Genomic DNA, 16,732 nt, shown 5'->3' on the forward strand with positions numbered 1-16,732 from the left:
GCGGCAGACTGCCCAAGGCTGGGTCGACCAAAGCCGTACGCGGCGCCGGGGTACTGCCCATGCCGAGGCGCGGGGCAGTGTCGACATGCGGCTCCGCCGCGCGAGCGCGAGAAGCCCCACCGACGCGGCACCCGGCGATGATCCGCAACCCCCTACAGCGGCGACGAGGTCAGCGACCGGAAGACGCACCCGGCGCCAAAACACCTGCCCCCATGCCGAAGCGCCGGGCAAGAAGCGCCCCGTAAGGGGCGCGGGGAACTGCGCGAGAAGCCCCACCGACGTGGCACCCGGCGATGATCCGCGACCCCTACGGCGGCGACGAGGTCAGCGACCGGGCGGCGCACTACCCGAGGCCGGGCGCCGGACCGACGCCCCCGGAGGGGGCGGGAGGGTGGGAGCAGGGCCGGGGCCAAGGCGACATCGGCCCTGCCAGGCGCCAGATGCCGTAGCCGGGCGCGCGGCGCCGCTGCCGGCGGCGCCTTCGAGGCCGCCCCCAGGCAAGACCCCGGCACCACCCGCACCCCGGGCAACGACAACCGGCACCGGGCGGAGCCCAAGGGTCAGGGCTCGACCGGCGCCGGGCTCGGATCGAAGAGGAGGCGGATGGCCTCCTCCCGGTAGTGGCGAACATGGCGCAGCGCGCAGTCGGCGGCACGGTCCACGTCCCGGGCCGCGATGGCCTCGTACAGCTCGCGGTGTTCCTCCCAGACCGCCTCAGGATCGTCGACCTGCTGGAAGAGCCACCGCATCCGCCCTTCCAGCGGCTGGAGCGTACCCGCGAGCATCGTGTTGCCCGCGATCTCCACGATGTGATGGTGGAAGTCGGTGTTCGCGCGGGAGATCCGGGCGGCGCGGCCGGTACGGGTGGCCTTGCGCGCGGTGTCCAACAGGCGGCGCAGCGCGTCGAGTTGGGGCTTCTCCGCGCGTTCGGTGGCGCGGCGCACGGCCAGCACCTCCAGGGCCTCGCGCAGATCGAAGAGGTCGAGGACGTCCTGGAACGACAGTTGCTTCACCACGATCTTGCGCGGTGACACGGCCTCCAGAAAGCCCTCGCTGAGCAGGACGCGGATCGCCTCGCGCACGGGGATGCGGGAGACGCCGAACTCCTCGGCGACCTCCCGTTCGAGGAGCCGGTCGCCGGGCCGGAGATGCCCGGCGATGATCCGGTCCCTTATCCCCTCGCAGACCTGGTCGCGCAGCCATCCGACCTCGCCGGACCCCGCCTGTGCCATGTGTCCTCCCCGTGCGCTCCCGGAAAATTTGAAATTACGGTATACCAACGCCTTGACGCAGGCCATGGTCTTCCGCATTCTTTGGTATGCCATAGCGCCGAACGCGCACGTCACATGCACCTCACATCTGCCCTGCGACCGCCACCGCGGCCGCCCGCAGCATGCCCCGTTCCGCAGCTCGTCCCCCTGCCGAAACAAAGGGTCAGTCATGTCGTCAGCCAAGCCCACGTCTTCCCCCGACGTGGCCACCGAGGGCCCGGGAGCCACGTCCGCAGCCGCTCCCACCCGGACCCGCTGGAGGGTCTTCCTCCTGCTCCTGGGCGTCGTCTCGCTCAACTACATCGACCGCGGCTCCGTCTCCGTCGCGCTCCCCCTGATCACGAAGGATCTCCACCTCACGAAGGAGATCACCGGCTTCGTGCTCAGCGCGTTCTTCTGGACGTACGCGCTGATGCAGCTCCCCGCGGGCTGGCTGATCGACCGGTTCGGTCCCCGCAAGATGGCCGGCGGCGCGTGCGTCGGCTGGGGCATCGCCACCGGCCTCACCGCCGGAGCCACCGGTGTCGGCTCACTGCTCGCGGCCCGCCTCGCGCTCGGCGCCGTGGAGGCCCCGGTCATGCCGGCCGGCGGCAAGCTCAACGCGACCTGGCTGGCCCCCAAGGAGCGCGGTCGCGGCGCGGTCCTCATGGACGGCGGCGCCCCGCTCGGCTCCGCCCTCGGCGGCATCGCGATCTCCGGCCTCATCGCCTGGACCGGCAGCTGGCGGATCAGCTTCGTCGTCGCCGGTGTCGTCACGGTCGCCGTCGGCTTCCTCGCCCTGTGGTTCCTGCGCGACACCCCGCGCGAGCACCGCTCCGTCAACGACGCCGAGGCCACGTACATCGAGGAGGCGCACGCCGCCGAGGACGCGGCCGCCCCCTGCGAGGACCGCCCCGCCAAGCTCCGCTCCTACGTGCGCCACCGCTCCTTCTGGGGCATGTGCCTGGGCTGGATGGGCTTCAACGGCGTCTTCTACGGCCTGCTGACCTGGGGCCCGCTGTACCTGTCGGAGACCAAGGGCTTCGACATCAAGTCCATCGGCTGGTCCACCCTGGTCATCTTCGGCGCCGGCTTCGTCGGCGAGCTCATCGGCGGCTGGCTCTCCGACACCTGGCGCAACCGCGGCGGCAATACCAACACCGTGCTGCGGACCATGATGGGCACCGCGGGCGTCGCCGTCATGGCCGGCCTGCTCGGCGTGGTCCTCGTCCCGGACGCGCTCACCGCCGTCCTGCTGCTCGCCGGCGTCCTCTTCTTCCTGCGCTGGGCCGGCCTGTACTGGGCGCTGCCCTCCACGCTCGGCGGCCGGGCCAACGCCGGTGTCGTCGGCGCCGCCATGAACCTGTCCGGCAACATCGCCGGAATCGTCACGCCCATCGCGGTCGGCTTCATCGTCGGCGGCACCGGCTCCTACACCTGGGCGCTGCTCTACTTCGTCGGCGCGGGCGCCCTGTTCACCGTCTCGTCCCTGGTCATCGACTACTCGAGGAGGCTCGTCGTCCGATGAGCGACAACCGTCCGACGATCGGCACCCGTCCGCTGCGCGTGGGCATGCTCACGCCCTCGTCCAACACCTGCCTGGAGCCCGTGACGTACGGGCTGCTGCGGGGCGCGGCCGGCACGGTCACCGCGCACTTCGCGCGGGTGCCGGTCACCCGGATCGCGCTCGACTCGGGCAGCGACGCCCAGTTCGACCCGGTCCCGATGCTGGCCGCCGGCCGGCAGCTCGCCGACGCCAAGGTCGACGTCCTGGTCTGGAACGGCACCTCCGGCTCCTGGCTCGGCGTCGAGCGCGACCGCAAGCTCGCCGCCGCGCTCACCGAGGCCACCGGCGTCCCCGCCACCACCTCGACGCTCGCTCTGCTCGACGCCTGCGCCGCGTACGGCGTGACCCGGCTCGGCCTCGCCCTGCCGTACACCCGTGACGTCGCCGACGCGATCGTCGCGGAGTACGCCCGGGAGGGCCTGGAGTGCGTGCTCGCCGAGCCGTTCGGTGAGGACGACAACGAGGCGTTCGCCCGGATCCCGGCCGCCGACGTGGCCCGCCAGGTCGAGGCCGCCGCGACGGACGGCGCCCAGGCCGTCGCCGTCGTCTGCACGAACGTGCACGGCGCCTTCGAGGCCGAGCGCCTCGAACAGGCCCTGGACATCCCGGTGTTCGACTCGGTGACGGCCACGCTGTGGAACGCGCTGCGGCTCGCCGGCGCCGCCCCCTCGTGGTCCGGCTTCGGCACCCTGCTGCGCGACGGCGCCCTGCGCGCCGAGGTGCAGTCGGTGCTCACCGGTCTGCTGTCGGCGACCGGCGCGGACCGCACGACGTTCCGCGTGGATCTGCCCGCGCACGGTCTGCACGTGGACCTGACCGCGGGTGAGGCCCTGGGCGAGGGAGTGCGCTCGATCCGCCGCGACGCCTCCCTCGACCAGCGCCGCCTCAACACCGTCGAGTGGCTGGAGGCCGAGCGCCGCGCCCTGGTGCAGCCGCACTTCCGGGACGCCCCGAACCCGCCGCAGGCCCTCATCGACGTCTACGGCGTCAACGCCCAGATGCTGTCGCCGGTCCAGACGGGCGGCGCGATGACCGGCTGGATCTCCGTGCACAGCATGCGCGAGCGCGACTGGTCCGCCGCGGACCAGGAGGCGCTGGCCGCCGCGACGGCGGTCCTCACCGAGCGCCTCTCCTGACCCTCCCCGCCCGCCTTTTCCCCCGTACCAGTTGTAGTAGTTAGGGAGCACCCCTTCATGGCCAAGGACATTCAGATCGCACTCGGCGTCGACGTCGACGCAGTGGCCGGCTGGCTCGGCTCCTACGGCGGCGAGGACTCGCCCAACGACATCCAGCGCGGCGTCTTCGCCGGTGAGATCGGCACCCCCCGCCTCCTCAAGCTGTTCGAGCGCTACGACATCCGCACCTCGTGGTTCATCCCCGGCCACTCCATCGAGACCTTCCCGGAGCAGACCCGGATGGTCGTCGAGGCCGGTCACGAGGTCGGCGCGCACGGCTACTCGCACGAGAACCCGATCGCGATGACGCCGCAGCAGGAGGAGGACGTCCTCGCCAAGTCGGTCGAACTCATCGAGGAGTTCACCGGCCGCAAGCCCAAGGGCTACGTCGCCCCCTGGTGGGAGATGTCCGAGTCGACGGCCGCGCTCCTGCACAAGTACGGCTTCAGCTACGACCACTCGCAGAACTACCGGGACTTCACCCCGTTCTACGCCCGGGTCGGCGACTCCTGGACGAAGATCGACTACAAGGCCGAGGCCAAGGACTGGATGAAGCCTCTCGTCCACGGCCGCGAGGTCGACCTCGTCGAGTTCTGCGGCAACTGGTACGTCGACGACCTGCCGCCCATGATGTTCAACAAGCACAGCCACAACAGCCACGGCTATGTGTCGCCGCGCGCCCTGGAGCAGGACTGGAAGGACCAGTTCGACTGGGTGCACCGCGAGCTCGACTACGCCGTCATCCCGGTCACGCTCCACCCGGACGTGTCCGGCCGCCCGCAGGTGCTCCTCATGCTGGAGCGCTTCATCGAGTACGTCTCCGGGCACGAGGGCGTCTCCTTCGTGACGCTGGAGGACGCGGCCGACGACTTCCGCCGCCGCTTCCCCTTCGAGGGCACCGAGCGCCCCGCCGACATGCGCTGACGCTCCCCACCCTCCTCCTCTCCCCCCATGATCGGCCGCGCGTGCGTGCGGCCGGACGAGGGCGCCCGCCGCTCCCGCGGGCGCCCTCCCGTACTTCCACTCCCAGCTGCATCCCACCCACCCCTTCGGAGGGGCACATGGCCAGCGCAGAAGAGTACGAACACGCACCTGTCCCCACCACGGCACGCAAGAGTCTGCTGTCCGTGGCCGCCGTCTGGTTCGGCTTCCCCATGAACCTCGGCAACGCCGTCTTCGGCGGCGTCATCGTCTACAACCTCGGCCTCGTCCAGGGCCTCCTCGCGATCCTCGCGGGCAACCTCGTCCTGTTCGCCTACGTCGGCGCGCTCAGCCACTACGCGGGCCGCACCGGCAAGAACTTCGCCCTCCAGGCCGCCGACACCTTCGGCACCCGCGGCCGGATCGCCGCGGCGGGCTTCCTCGCCACCGTCGTCATCGGCTGGTTCAGCTTCCAGATCGGCCTCACCGGCTCCACCCTCGAATCCACCCTGGGCTGGAACCCGATGTGGGGCGCGGTCGTCGGCTGCCTCGTCTACACCCTGCTCACCGTCGCCGGCATCCGCGCCCTCGCGATCGTCGGCATGATCGCGACGCCCCTGTTCGTGATCCTCGCCGCCGTCGCCATCGGCTACGGCACCACGCACTCCTCGCTCGGCGACGCCGTCACCTACCAAGGTGCGGGCAGCGCGCTCGGCTTCGGCGGGGCCGTAGCCATCGTCATCGCCGGGTTCTCCGACTCCGGCACCATGACCGCCGACTTCACCCGGTGGTCGAAGACCGGCCGCAGCGCCGTCGCCGCCACGTTCTTCGCCTTCCCGCTCTCCAACTTCCTCGCCTACGCGCTCGGTGGCGTCGTCGTCGCGATCGGCGGGTCCGCCGACCCGGCCGCCGACGGGGGCGGCTTCTTCCCCTGCTGACCGGGCACGGGCCCCTGCTCACCGCCGTCGCCGTGGTGTTCGTCTTCGTCAACCTCGGCTCCGTCGCCTCGCACTGCCTCTACAACGGGGCCGTCGGCTGGTCGGCGCTCACCCCTCTGCGGATGCGGCCGCTGGCGCTCGGGCTCGGCGTCCTCGGTCTCGGGTTCGCGCTGGCCGGGGTGTGGGGGCACTTCGTGGAATGGCTCAACCTCCTCGGCGTGTTCGTCCCGCCGATCGGCGCGGTCCTCATCGCCGACCAGGTCCGCCGGCGGGGGCGCGCGGTCTCCGACGTGCGGGCGTTCCGGTGGAACGCGCTGGGGGCGTGGGCGGCGGGTGCCGTTGTGGCGGCCCTGGCCCACTATCTCCTGCCGGGTTCGCCGGATCCTCTGTTCGGTATCGCGGTCGCGGCGGGCGTGTACGTTCTGACGGACCGTCGGAGCCGTTCTGTGGAACCGGCGCCTGAGGCGGAACCCGCCGTGGTCCCAACCCCCTGACCCCGACCACCGGTTGAGTGTGGCTGGCCGCGCAGTTCCCCGCGCTCCTGGAAGGCATGCGGCTTCGCCGCGCCTTCCCCCGACAACAGGCGCCCCGCACCTTGATCGGGGAAATGCGCCCGAAGGGCATGCATTTCAGGGGCGCGGGGAACTGCGCGACCAGCCCCCACCGGCCCGCCACTCGCCAACGAACCTGAGAGGCCCCCGAACACAATGCGCCCCACCGACGCCGACGAACTCTGCCGGCTGACCGCCACCGAGATCGCCGCACGCATAAAGACCCGCACCCTCTCCCCCGTAGAGGTCACCGAGGCCGCCCTGACCCGTATCGCGGAAAGGGACGGGGAGTTGGGGGCCTTCTGCACCCCGACCCCCGACCTGGCCCGCGCCACAGCGCGCACCATCGAGGACGCCCTGGCGCGGGGCGAGGACGTGGGCCCGCTGGCCGGCGTCCCCCTCGGCGTCAAGGACCTGATCTGCACCCGGGGCATCCGCACCACCTCCGGCTCCCGCGCCTACGCGGACTTCGTCCCGGACGAGGACGACATCGTGGTCGAACGAGCGGTCGCGGCCGGCGCCGTCGTGCTCGGCAAGACGAACGCCTCGGAGTTCGGCTACGGCCCCACCGGCGACAATCCCCTGTTCCCGGTGACCCGCAACGCCTGGGACCCGTCCCGCACCTCGGGCGGCTCCAGCGCGGGCTCCGCGGCGGCGGTCGCGGCCGGGATGGCCCCGGTCGCGCTGGGCAGCGACGGCGGCGGCTCGATCCGGCTGCCCGCCGCACTGTGCGGCCTCGTCGGCTTCAAGGCGTCGATGGGCCGCGTCCCCGTCTACCCGGGCTGCCGCGACGAGCGCTACCCGGGGGTGAACGGCTGGGAGTCCGTCGAGCACATCGGCCCGCTGACCCGCACGGTCGACGACGCCGCGCTCCTGCTGTCCGTGCTCGCCGGACCCGATCCGCGCGACCGGCACTCCATCCCGTGCGGCGACGTCGCCTGGACGGTGCGCCGCCCGGTCGGCCGGCTGCGGATCGCGTACAGCCCGGACCTCGGGCACATCGCGGTCGACCCGGAGGTGCGCCGTGTCGTCGAGAACGCGGTCCGCGTCTTCGAGCGGGACCTCGGCGCGGACGTCGACCTCGTGGACCTCGAACTGCCCGACTACGTCGAGGCGTTCGGGGCGATCGTCGCCACGGAGACCGACCTGACCGGGATGCGGGCGATGGCCGAGCGGCTCGGCGACGGCATGTCCCCGCATCTGCGGGCCCTGCTCGCCACGCCGTGGACCGCCGAGCAGTTCACCGACGCGAGCCAGGTCCGCAAGGCCGTCGCGAACCGGCTGGCCCGGCTGCTGTCCACGTACGACCTGATCGTCTCGCCGACCACGGCCGTTCCCGCGTTCCCGGTCGGGATGCGCGGGCCGCGGGAGATCGACGGACGGACGGTGGACGAGGACCACTGGACGACGTTCACGCCGATCGCCAACATGGCGAGCCTGCCCGCCGCGTCGCTGCCCGCGGGGCTGACCGCACAGGGTCTGCCCGTCGGCATCCATGTGATCGGCCGGCATCTGGGCGACGCGGCGCTGCTCGACGCGTGCGCCGCGTTCGAGGCGGCGGCGCCCTGGCCGCTGCTGCCGCCGGACGACCGCTCCCGCGATCGGGCGGATCGAGTGCGTCAGGACCGATGAGCCGGGCCCCTCGGGGCAGTCTTCCCTTCACGACATGCGGGCGCGACGGGCGCGGCCGCGTCCGCACCGTGGAGGGTGACCATGACCGACAGGACCGCGCTGGGCGATGTGCTCGCACCGCACGTCCTCAAGGGGCCGGTGCCCGGCGCCGTCGCGCTCGTGGCCCGTGGGGGCGAGGTCGAGGTGGCGGCCGTCGGCCACACCGACGCCGAGGGCTCGCGGCCGATGGCCCGCGACTCGATCTTCCGGCTCGCCTCCCTGACGAAGCCGATCGTCGCCGCGGCCGTCCTGACGCTCGTCCAGGACGGCCGCCTGACGCTGGACGCTCCGATCGCGCACTGGCTGCCGGAGCTGGAGTCGCCCGGCGTCGTGCGGGATCCGGCAGGCCCGCTGGAGGACGTGGTGCCCGCGGCCCGGCCGATCACGGTCGAGGACCTGCTGACGTTCCGCGCGGGCTGGGGCTTCGCCCCGGACTTCTCGCTGCCCGCGACGCAGCCGCTGTTCGCCCTGATGAACCCGTTCCACCCGCTGCAGGTGCCGGACCCCGACACCTGGCTGGCGGCCCTGTCCCGGGTGCCGCTGCTGCACCAGCCCGGCGAGGCCTGGCTCTACAACGCCTGCTCCGACCTCCAGGGCGTGCTGATCGCGCGCGCCACCGGCTCCTCCCTGCCGGACTTCCTCGCCGAGCGGGTCTTCGGCCCGCTCGGCATGCGGGACACGGGGTTCCGGGTTCCGGCCGCGCGGCGCGACCGGTTCACGAGCCTCTACACGCCGACGCCCGACGGTGGCGCCGAGCTGGTCGACCGCCCGGACGGCGACTGGTCCGAGCTGCCCGCGTTCCCCTCCGGCGCGGGCGGGCTCGTCTCCACGGTCGACGACTGGTGGGCGTTCGCCCGCATGCTGCTGTCCGGCGGCGGCGACGTGCTGACCTCCGAGTCGGTCCGGCTGATGACGACGGACCACCTGACCGCGGGGCAGCGCGCGGCGAGCGAACTCTTCCTGGAGGGACAGGGCTGGGGCTACGGCGGCACGGTGGACGTCACCCGGCGCGACCCGTGGAGCGCGCCGGGCCGCTACGGCTGGCTCGGCGGCTCCGGCACGGCCGGGCATCTGACGCCGTCGACGGGCCTGGTCACGGTCCTGATGACGCAGTACGCGATGACCGGCCCGACGCCGACGCCGATGATGCGGGAGTTCTGGGAGTACGCGGCCTCGTGACCGTCAGCGGCCACGCAGCATCGGCAGGAGCAGCGCGGCCGACCAGCTGAAGTTCGGGGAGTTGAGCGGGGCGCCGGTCAGCGGGTCGTAGTTCTCCATGATCGGCCCGTTCCCGCTCAGCCCGGAGGCCTGCGCGAGGAGCCGGCCGGTGAGGTCGTCGGCGTCCGCCCCGTAGCCGTAGCGGCGCAGTCCGGCCTGGGCGAAGTAGGCCTGGTCGAGCCAGACGGGGCCGCGCCAGTACTGGGTCGACGCGAAGTAGGGGGAGGACTGGGCGACGGTCGGGAAGGGGACGCGGGTGGCGAACTCGGCCGGATCGGTGAGCCGGTCCCGTACCGCGCGGGCCTGTTCCTTCGTGGCGGTGCCGGTCCACAGCGGGACGGCGCCCTCGATGCCGCGGCCCCGGTCGGTGAGCGGGGCGCCGCTGGTGAGGCCGATGTCGTGGAACCAGCCGTCGGCGGGGTCGAACATCTTCGTGCGGACCGCCTCGTGCGTGGCGGCGGCGCGGGTCCGCCAGCGGTCGGCGTCGGCGCCCCGGCCGAGGGCATCGGCGATACGGGCCAGGTACTCCTGGTCCTGGGCGAGATAGGCGTTGAGGTCGACGGACTCCTGGTCGAGCGAGTAGCCGAGCAGGGTGCCGTCGGCGGCGTGGTTGGCGACGACGCTCGTGCCGAGCTTCGCGTCGAAGCGGGGCGCGTTGTCCATGCCGCTCTCCCAGGCGGCGGCGAGACGGCGTTCCTCGGTGGAGTCGTTGGCGGGGTCGACGGTGGCGCCGTACTCGGCGAGACCGTCGCGGTCGTGGTCCCGGTTGCGGTACCACCAGGCCTGGTAGGCGGCGAGTTTCGGGTACATCTCGCGCAGGAAGGCGCGGTCGCCGGACTTCCGGTAGACCTCCCACACCGCCCAGCCGGCCAGCGGGGGCTTGGAGTTGCGCTCGTTCCAGTTGCCGCCGCCGCGCGCCGGGTCGTTGTAGAAGACGACGTCGGGGATCATGCCGGCGTCCTGCGGCCGTTCCTTGTCCTCGGCGGTGATCTGCCAGTCGAACATGGAGCGGATCTGCGACTCGGCGAGCGTGGGGTCGAAGCGGGCGGTGCCGACGGCCTGCTTCCAGGTGTCCCAGGCCCAGACGCCGCCGGCGAACCACTTGTAGGAGAGGGACGGCGTGATCGCGTCGTGCTCGATCCGGCCCGCGGCGGAGCGCCAGTTGGTGACCAGGGTCTCCAGCGACTTCACGGCGATGCGGCGCCGCCCGGCGGGCACGCCCTCGGTGACGCCGTCGACATAGCGGCGCCAGCGGGCGTCGCCGGAAGCGGTGACGGAGTCGGGGCGGGCGAGGACCACGCGCACCCGTTCGGCCTCGCGGGAGCGTTCGGCGGCGGTGAAGGTGTAGGACTCGGTCCAGTCGAAGCGGTGGGCGGCGCCGGGCCGCAGGGTGACGGGGGTCTTCGCCGAGGACCGGTAGGTGTCCCCGTCGACCGTGGTGCTCACCGGCTCCTTGTGTGTGACCTCGAAGCGTTCGGTGCCGTCGGTGAGGTAGTCCCAGGTCTCGCGGACCTTCGCGAAGTCGACGCCGACGCCGTGTCCGGTGGCGGCGAGCGAGGGGGCGTCCTTCATCGGCGCGTCGGCGGGCCGCAGCAGGCTGCCGGACCAGTCGGCGCGCACGGTACGGGCGCTCGTACCCGCGTTTCTGACCTCGGCGCGCACGAGGGCCGACCGATCGGTGGCGAACCGCAGCTCCAGGCTCAGTCTGAGGCCGTCCCCGAGGTCGTACTCCTGGGTGAGGCGGCCCGGGAGCGAGGTGAAACGCGGGGTGCCGCCGGCGTCGAGTGCGAGGGTGCGGCCGTCCTCGGTGAGCCGCATCCGGCTGAAGGAACGGCTCAGCCACCAGGGGTACTCCTGCGCGATGTAGAGCGGCCCGCCGAACCCGCCGTACGCGTCGCGGTCCCCGGCGTCCGGGAGGCTGTACGCGTGCCAGGCGCCGCGGTCGGCGAAGACGCCGACGGGGTTGTTGTCGTCGGCGTCACCGGCCTCGGCGGCGGCCGGGGTGCCGTGCAGGTCGAGCACGTCGGCGTAGTCCCCGGGCGGTGCGCCCGCCGCGGCGGGCGGCGCGGCGAGCGCACCGCCCCCGACGAGCAGCAGTGCGGCGAGCAGGGCGCGGGTCGTGCGATGTGCGGTCACGGTTCTGCCTCCCGGAGGGGGTAGGGGGACGTGCCTCGGTTCGTGCACGGGCGGTGCGGGCCGTCGGATCGGCCCGCCGAGCTGTCCGGTTAGGCGCGGGGCGCCCGTCTCACCCCTCCCGCAGGACGGCCGCGCCCAGCGCCGGCAGGTGCAGCCGGCCGTCCGCGGGGGTGCCGGTGAGGAGGTCGGTGCCGGTGGCGGGGAGGTCCTGAGGGCTGTCGGTGTGGTTGAGGAGGAAGCGGTAGCGGGCGCCGGTCTCGGTGACGCGGACCGTCGTCTCGACGCCGGCGGGGAGTGGAGCGTTCGGGGTGATGCCCGCCTCGGCCAGGGCCGGGTCGAGGACCGTGCCGATCGCGTCGGGGAGATGGCAGCTCACGTAGCGGGCCGTGCCGGTGCCGTGGCGGGCGAGGGTGACGGCGGGGCGGCCGGCGAGCGGGCCCGAGGCGTAGGTGTCGAGGACGTCCGCGCCCGGGGTCTCCAGCCATTCGGTCCACAGCGTGGCCCGCGCTCCCGAGGCCAGGGGGACGCTCTCGCCGTCGGGGACGGGCCAGAACTCGTCGACGCGGACACCGAGGAGGCCGGCGAGGGGGCCGGGTGCGCCGCCGTCGTGGATGTGGTCGTGCTCGTCGACGACGCCGCTGAAGGGGCCGCAGACCAGGTGGCCGCCGCCCTGGACGTACGCCGTGAGGCGCTCGGCGTCGGCGGTGCGCAGGAGGTGGAGGCTCGGGGCGAGGACGAGGGGGCGGCCGGTGAGGTCGGCGTGCGGGGGCACGAAGTCGACGGTGACGCCCCGGGCGTGGAGCGCGGCGTACCAGGGGCCCAGGAGTGCGGGCCAGCGCATCCGCGCGGAGGGGTGGTCGTCGGATTCGAGGGCCCACCAGGAGTCCCAGTCGAGGACGATCGCCGCGCCGGGGACGACCCGGCTGCCGGCGAGCTCGGCGAGCCGGCCGAGTTCGGCGCCGAAGCGGACGGTCTCGCGCCAGCCGCGGGTGGCGGTGCCGCCGTGCGGGAGGAGCGCGCTGTGGTACTTCTCGGCGCCCGCGCGGGCGGCCCGCCACTGGAAGTAGAGGATGCCGTCGGCGCCGCGCGCGAGGGCCTGGAGCGACCAGAGGCGTTGCAGTCCGGGCTTCTTGGGCACGTTGACGGGCCGCCAGCTGACGGCGGAGGGCGCCTGTTCCATGAGGATCCAGGGGCGGCCCTGTTTGAGGGAGCGCATGAGGTCGTAGTTGCGGGCGGCGGTGATGTGGGCCTCGGGGTCGGACGGGTCGGGGTAGGCGTCGTCGGAGACGAGGTCCTCGTGCTCGGCCCACTTCCAGTAGTCGAGGGCCTTGAACATCGACATGAAGTTGGTGGTCGCCGGGAGGGTGCCGTGTTCGGCGAGCACGGCGCGTTCGGCGCGGTGGAGGGCGAGGAGGGCGTCGGAGCAGAAGCGGCGCCAGTCGAGCAGCTGCGTCGGGTTGACGGGGCCGGGGGCGGTGCGCGGCGGTTCGATCTCGTCGTAGGTGCCGTAGCGCTGGGACCAGAAGGCGGTGCCCCAGGCGTGGTTGAGGGCGTCGACGGTCTCGTACTTGTCGCGCAGCCACTGCCGGAAGTGCTGGGCGGAGCGCGGGCAGAAGCATTCCGTGACGTGGTCGCCGTACTCGTTGTGGATGTGCCACAGGGCGAGGGCGGGGTGGTCGGCGTAGCGCTCGGCGAGGGCGCGGGTGACGCGCAGGGCGGCGTCCCGGTACTCCGGGGACGAGGGGCAGTAGTGCTGCCGGGAGCCGAACTCGAGGCGGACGCCGTCGGCGGTGACGGGGAGGATCTCCGGGTGGGCGCGGACGAGCCAGGCGGGCGGGGACGCGGTGGCGGTGGCGAGGTCGACCGCGATCCCGTGGGCGTGCAGCAGGTCGAGGAGCCGGTCGAGCCAGCCGAAGTCCCAGGTGTCCGGGCCGGGTTGGAGCCGGGCCCAGGAGAAGACGCCGACGGTCACCATGGTGACCCCGGCCTCGCGCATGAGGGCGGCGTCCTCCTTCCACACCTCCTCGGGCCACTGCTCGGGGTTGTAGTCCCCTCCGTAGAGCAGGCCGTTCACTCGGGTGAGGTGTTCCGCCGTGGGCACAGGGGTCATCCCTTCACCGCCCCGCCGAGCAGTCCGGCCACGAACTGCCGCTGGAAGAGCAGGAACAGGGCCATCAGCGGGAGCGTCGCGAGGAGCGAGCCGAGCATCAGGCCGGAGTAGTCGACGTGGGAGAGGCCCGTGAGGGTGTTGAGGGCGACGGGCACGGTGTAGCGGTCCTCGGAGTTCAGCATGAGCAGCGGCCAGATGAAGCTGTTCCAGCCGGCCATGAACGTGAAGATGACGAGGGCGCCGAGCTGGGGGCGCACGCAGGGCAGGACGACGCGGTAGAAGGTGCGCAGTTCACCGGAGCCGTCGATGCGGGCGGACTCGATGAGTTCGTCGGGGAAGTCGACGAAGGACTGCCGCATGAGCAGGATGCCGAAGGAGTTGGCGAGGAAGGGCAGGATCACGGCCTGGTAGGTGTCGATCCAGCCGATGCTCGCCATCATCTGGAACAGCGGCACGAGCAGCACCTGGAACGGGATCATCATGGTGGCGAGGACGACGCCGAGCAGCAGGCCGCGCCCGCGGAAGCGGTACTTGGCGAGGCCGTAGCCGCACATCGCGGAGACGACCGAGCTGAGCACGGTGTGCACGAGGGCGACGCCGAGGCTGTTGAGCATGACCCGGCCGAAGCCGATGGTCTCCTGGAGCCGGCTCAGGTTGTCGAGCAGCTTGCCGCCGGGCAGGAACGGGGGCGGCGAGTGGAACAGCTCGGACGTGGAGTGCGTGGCGGCGATCGCCATCCACAGGAACGGGACGAGGCTGACGATCCCGCCGGCGACGAGGACGGCGCGGGCGAGCAGCCGCATTCCGAATCGGGCGCCCTTCATCGGCGGCGCTCCCTTCCGAACAGGAGGTACTGGAGCGCCGAGATCGCGGCGATGAGCGCGACGACGACCCAGGCGATGGCGGCGGCGTACCCGAAGTCGAACTGCTGGAAGCCGACCTTGTAGAGGTAGACGACCGGGGTGAGGGTGGCGTCGTCGGGGCCGCCGCGGGTCAGCACGTAGTTCTCGTCGAAGAGCTGGAGGGTGCCGATGGTGGAGGTGACGACGCAGAACAGCAGGACGGGCCGCAGCTGGGGCAGCACGACGCGGGTGTACGTGGTGAGGGTCCCGGCGCCGTCGATGGAAGCGGCCTCGTACTGGTCCTTGCCGATGGCCTGGAGTCCGGCGAGCAGGATCACCGCGTTGTAGCCGGTCCAGCGCCAGGTCAGGGTGAGGATGAGCGAGATCCGGGCCCAGGTGGGGTCGTTGAGCCAGTCGACGGGGCCGATGCCGAACACGCCGACGATCTGGTTGACGAGGCCGCCGTCGGTCTTGAGGAGGACCTGGAAGACGACGGCGTACGCGACGAGGGTGGTGACGGCCGGCAGGAAGTGCAGGGCGCGCCAGGTGCCGCGGAAGCGCAGCCAGGACTGGTTGAGCAGGACGGCGAGGACGAGGCCGAGCCCGATCATCACGGGGACCTGCACGACGAGGATCAGCCCCGTGTTGGCGAGGGACTTCAGGAACGCCGTGTCGTGGAACATGCGCCGGTACTGGTCGAGGCCGACCCAGTGGACGGCGCCGGCGTCCTCGCTGGTGAAGGACTGCAGGACGCTCGCGCCCAGGGGGTAGGCGAAGAAGAGGGCGAAGAGCGCGGCGGCCGGTGCGGCGAAGATCCAGCCGGTGCGTCGCAGGCGGCGGCGCGGCCGGCGGGTGCGGCGGCCGGGCACCGGGCGGGCGGAGGTGGTGCCGGGCCCGGTGCGGGTGTCGAGGACGGCCATGGGTGCTAGGCCACCTTCTTCCGTTTGGTGGCGTCGGCGAGCTGGTCGGCGGCGGAGGCGAGGGCGGCCTTCGGGTCCTTGCCGCGCAGCATCACGGCGTTGACGGCCGCCGTGGCGATGTCGCTCGCCTTGGCGTCGTCGTCGGTGTACTCGACGGGCGGGATGTTCTGGGCGAGGCGGGCGAAGACGGCGTTGGCGCGCTGTCCGCCGAAGTACTCCTGCGGCGCGCTCAGGTACGGGTCCTCCAACGCGGGGAGATAGGCGGGGAACAGGCCCTCGCGTTTGAGCATGGAGACCTGGTTGGCCCTGCCGGTGAGCAGGAAGCGGATGAACTCCCAGGCGAGGTCGGCGTTCTTGGTCTGGGCGGGGACGCAGAGGGTGGAGCCGCCGATGTTGGAGGTGCGGACGCCGTCGGCGGTGAAGCCGGGCAGCGGGACGACGCCGAACTTGCCCTTCAGCTCGGGCATCTCGGCGGTGAGGGTGCCGGTCCACCAGGCGGCGGTGGGTGTGGTGGCGACCTTGCCCTCCTTGGTGGCGGTGACGAGTCCGTCCCAGCCCTTCTCGTAGGAGACGAGTCCGTGCTCGGCGAGGTCGCGCATGACGGTCATGGCCTTGAGCGCGGCGGGGGTGTCGAGGGCGACGCGGCCGCCCTTGAAGTAGGACTGGCCCTGCTGCTGGAGCAGCATGGGGAGGATCCCGGAGTCGGTCGAGTCCATGACGAGGAGCTTGTGTCCGGTGGCCTTCTTGATCCGGATGCCGGCCGTGACGTAGTCGTCCCAGGTGCGCAGGGAGTCCGGGCGGACTCCGGCCGCGCGCAGGTGGTCGCTGCGGTGGTAGAGGGCGCAGGGGCCGATGTCCCAGGGCAGGGCGAAGACCTTGTCGCCGTCCGGGCCGCCGGTGACGGTGCGCCAGGCGGCGCGGTCGAAGTCGCCGCCGTAGCGGCCGCCGAGGGACGCCAGGTCGTAGAAGCCGGTGGGGAAGTTGGCGGTGTAGCGGGGCAGGTAGCTGCCTTCCATCGTGAGCACGTCGGGCAGGCCTCTGCCGCCGCGCAGGCCCACGGTGATCTTGTCGTAGGCGTTGTCGTAGCCGATGTCGACGACCTTGATCGTCGTGTCGGGGTGCTTCGCCTCGAAGGTCCGGCCGAGCCGTTTCATGGCGGTGGCGGCGACGTCCCACGACCAGACGGTGATCGTGCCGGAGAGTTTCGGGCGGTCGCCGGTCTTGTCGCTCTTGCCGCCGAGTTCGCGCGTCTCGCCTCCGCCGCCGCCCGAGCCGCCCATGGCACAGCCGGTGAGCAGGGCGGATGCCGAGACGGTGAGACCCGTGGCCAGAACGCTGCGCCGGGTGGGTGCTGTTGACACTCTTGCCTCCTGGAGCCTGAATGCCTAATGCTGTATTCAGAACACTGAATGACGGACCCGGCCGTCAAGAGG

General features: G+C 72.3%; 13 protein-coding genes. 7 read left to right on the forward strand and 6 right to left on the reverse strand.

What is annotated here, in order from left to right:
- Window positions 1-560: 560 nt before the first annotated feature.
- Window positions 561-1,232: a GntR family transcriptional regulator gene (locus tag ACZ4E1_RS28495; protein WP_467544537.1), complete on the reverse strand. Its 672-nt coding sequence runs from the start codon at window positions 1,230-1,232 to the stop codon at window positions 561-563.
- 208 nt (window positions 1,233-1,440) lie between these two features.
- On the opposite strand from ACZ4E1_RS28495, the gene ACZ4E1_RS28500 reads away from it, so the two are divergent.
- From ACZ4E1_RS28500 to ACZ4E1_RS28530, 7 genes are all read left to right on the forward strand, one after another.
- Entirely contained in the window at window positions 1,441-2,778 is a 1,338-nt protein-coding gene (locus tag ACZ4E1_RS28500; RefSeq protein WP_467544541.1) for an MFS transporter, read from the forward strand.
- Window positions 2,775-3,953 carry a maleate cis-trans isomerase family protein gene (locus ACZ4E1_RS28505; RefSeq protein ID WP_467544543.1) on the forward strand — a complete coding sequence of 393 codons (1,179 nt, stop codon included), beginning with the start codon at window positions 2,775-2,777 and terminating at the stop codon, window positions 3,951-3,953. Before ACZ4E1_RS28500 ends, ACZ4E1_RS28505 begins: the two co-directional genes overlap by 4 nt.
- 57 nt (window positions 3,954-4,010) lie before the next feature.
- On the forward strand, window positions 4,011-4,916 hold the full coding sequence (locus tag ACZ4E1_RS28510; protein ID WP_467544546.1) for a polysaccharide deacetylase family protein: 906 nt from the start codon (window positions 4,011-4,013) through the stop codon (window positions 4,914-4,916).
- 137 nt (window positions 4,917-5,053) lie between these two features.
- Complete coding sequence (locus ACZ4E1_RS28515; RefSeq protein ID WP_467544548.1) at window positions 5,054-5,851, forward strand: purine-cytosine permease family protein; 798 nt, start codon at window positions 5,054-5,056, stop codon at window positions 5,849-5,851.
- 32 nt (window positions 5,852-5,883) lie between these two features.
- On the forward strand, window positions 5,884-6,345 hold the full coding sequence (locus ACZ4E1_RS28520) for a hypothetical protein (RefSeq protein ID WP_467544550.1): 462 nt from the start codon (window positions 5,884-5,886) through the stop codon (window positions 6,343-6,345).
- Between the two features lie 213 nt (window positions 6,346-6,558).
- On the forward strand, window positions 6,559-8,034 hold the full coding sequence (locus ACZ4E1_RS28525) for an amidase (protein ID WP_467544553.1): 1,476 nt from the start codon (window positions 6,559-6,561) through the stop codon (window positions 8,032-8,034).
- Window positions 8,035-8,115: 81 nt separating this feature from the next.
- Window positions 8,116-9,252: a serine hydrolase domain-containing protein gene (locus tag ACZ4E1_RS28530; RefSeq protein WP_467544556.1), complete on the forward strand. Its 1,137-nt coding sequence runs from the start codon at window positions 8,116-8,118 to the stop codon at window positions 9,250-9,252.
- Between the two features lie 3 nt (window positions 9,253-9,255).
- On the opposite strand, the gene ACZ4E1_RS28535 is transcribed toward ACZ4E1_RS28530, so the two are convergent.
- The 5 genes from ACZ4E1_RS28535 to ACZ4E1_RS28555 all read right to left on the reverse strand — a co-directional run bounded on the left by ACZ4E1_RS28535 (window position 9,256) and on the right by ACZ4E1_RS28555 (window position 16,660).
- Complete coding sequence (locus ACZ4E1_RS28535) at window positions 9,256-11,427, reverse strand: MGH1-like glycoside hydrolase domain-containing protein (protein ID WP_467544559.1); 2,172 nt, start codon at window positions 11,425-11,427, stop codon at window positions 9,256-9,258.
- A gap of 109 nt (window positions 11,428-11,536) precedes the next feature.
- Window positions 11,537-13,537, reverse strand: a complete 2,001-nt coding sequence (locus ACZ4E1_RS28540) for a beta-galactosidase (protein WP_467544563.1) — start codon at window positions 13,535-13,537, stop codon at window positions 11,537-11,539.
- Window positions 13,534-14,361 (reverse strand): carbohydrate ABC transporter permease, encoded by an 828-nt coding sequence (locus ACZ4E1_RS28545; protein ID WP_467544567.1) that lies wholly within the window; start codon window positions 14,359-14,361, stop codon window positions 13,534-13,536. The genes ACZ4E1_RS28540 and ACZ4E1_RS28545 overlap by 4 nt, the downstream gene beginning before the upstream one ends.
- On the reverse strand, window positions 14,358-15,299 hold the full coding sequence (locus tag ACZ4E1_RS28550) for a carbohydrate ABC transporter permease (protein ID WP_467544570.1): 942 nt from the start codon (window positions 15,297-15,299) through the stop codon (window positions 14,358-14,360). Before ACZ4E1_RS28550 ends, ACZ4E1_RS28545 begins: the two co-directional genes overlap by 4 nt.
- A 5-nt stretch (window positions 15,300-15,304) precedes the next feature.
- Window positions 15,305-16,660, reverse strand: coding sequence for an ABC transporter substrate-binding protein (locus ACZ4E1_RS28555; protein WP_467544573.1), 1,356 nt, complete (start codon window positions 16,658-16,660; stop codon window positions 15,305-15,307).
- Between the last annotated feature and the right edge of the window lie 72 nt (window positions 16,661-16,732).

The organism is Streptomyces sp. NPDC025806, assembly GCF_055558275.1.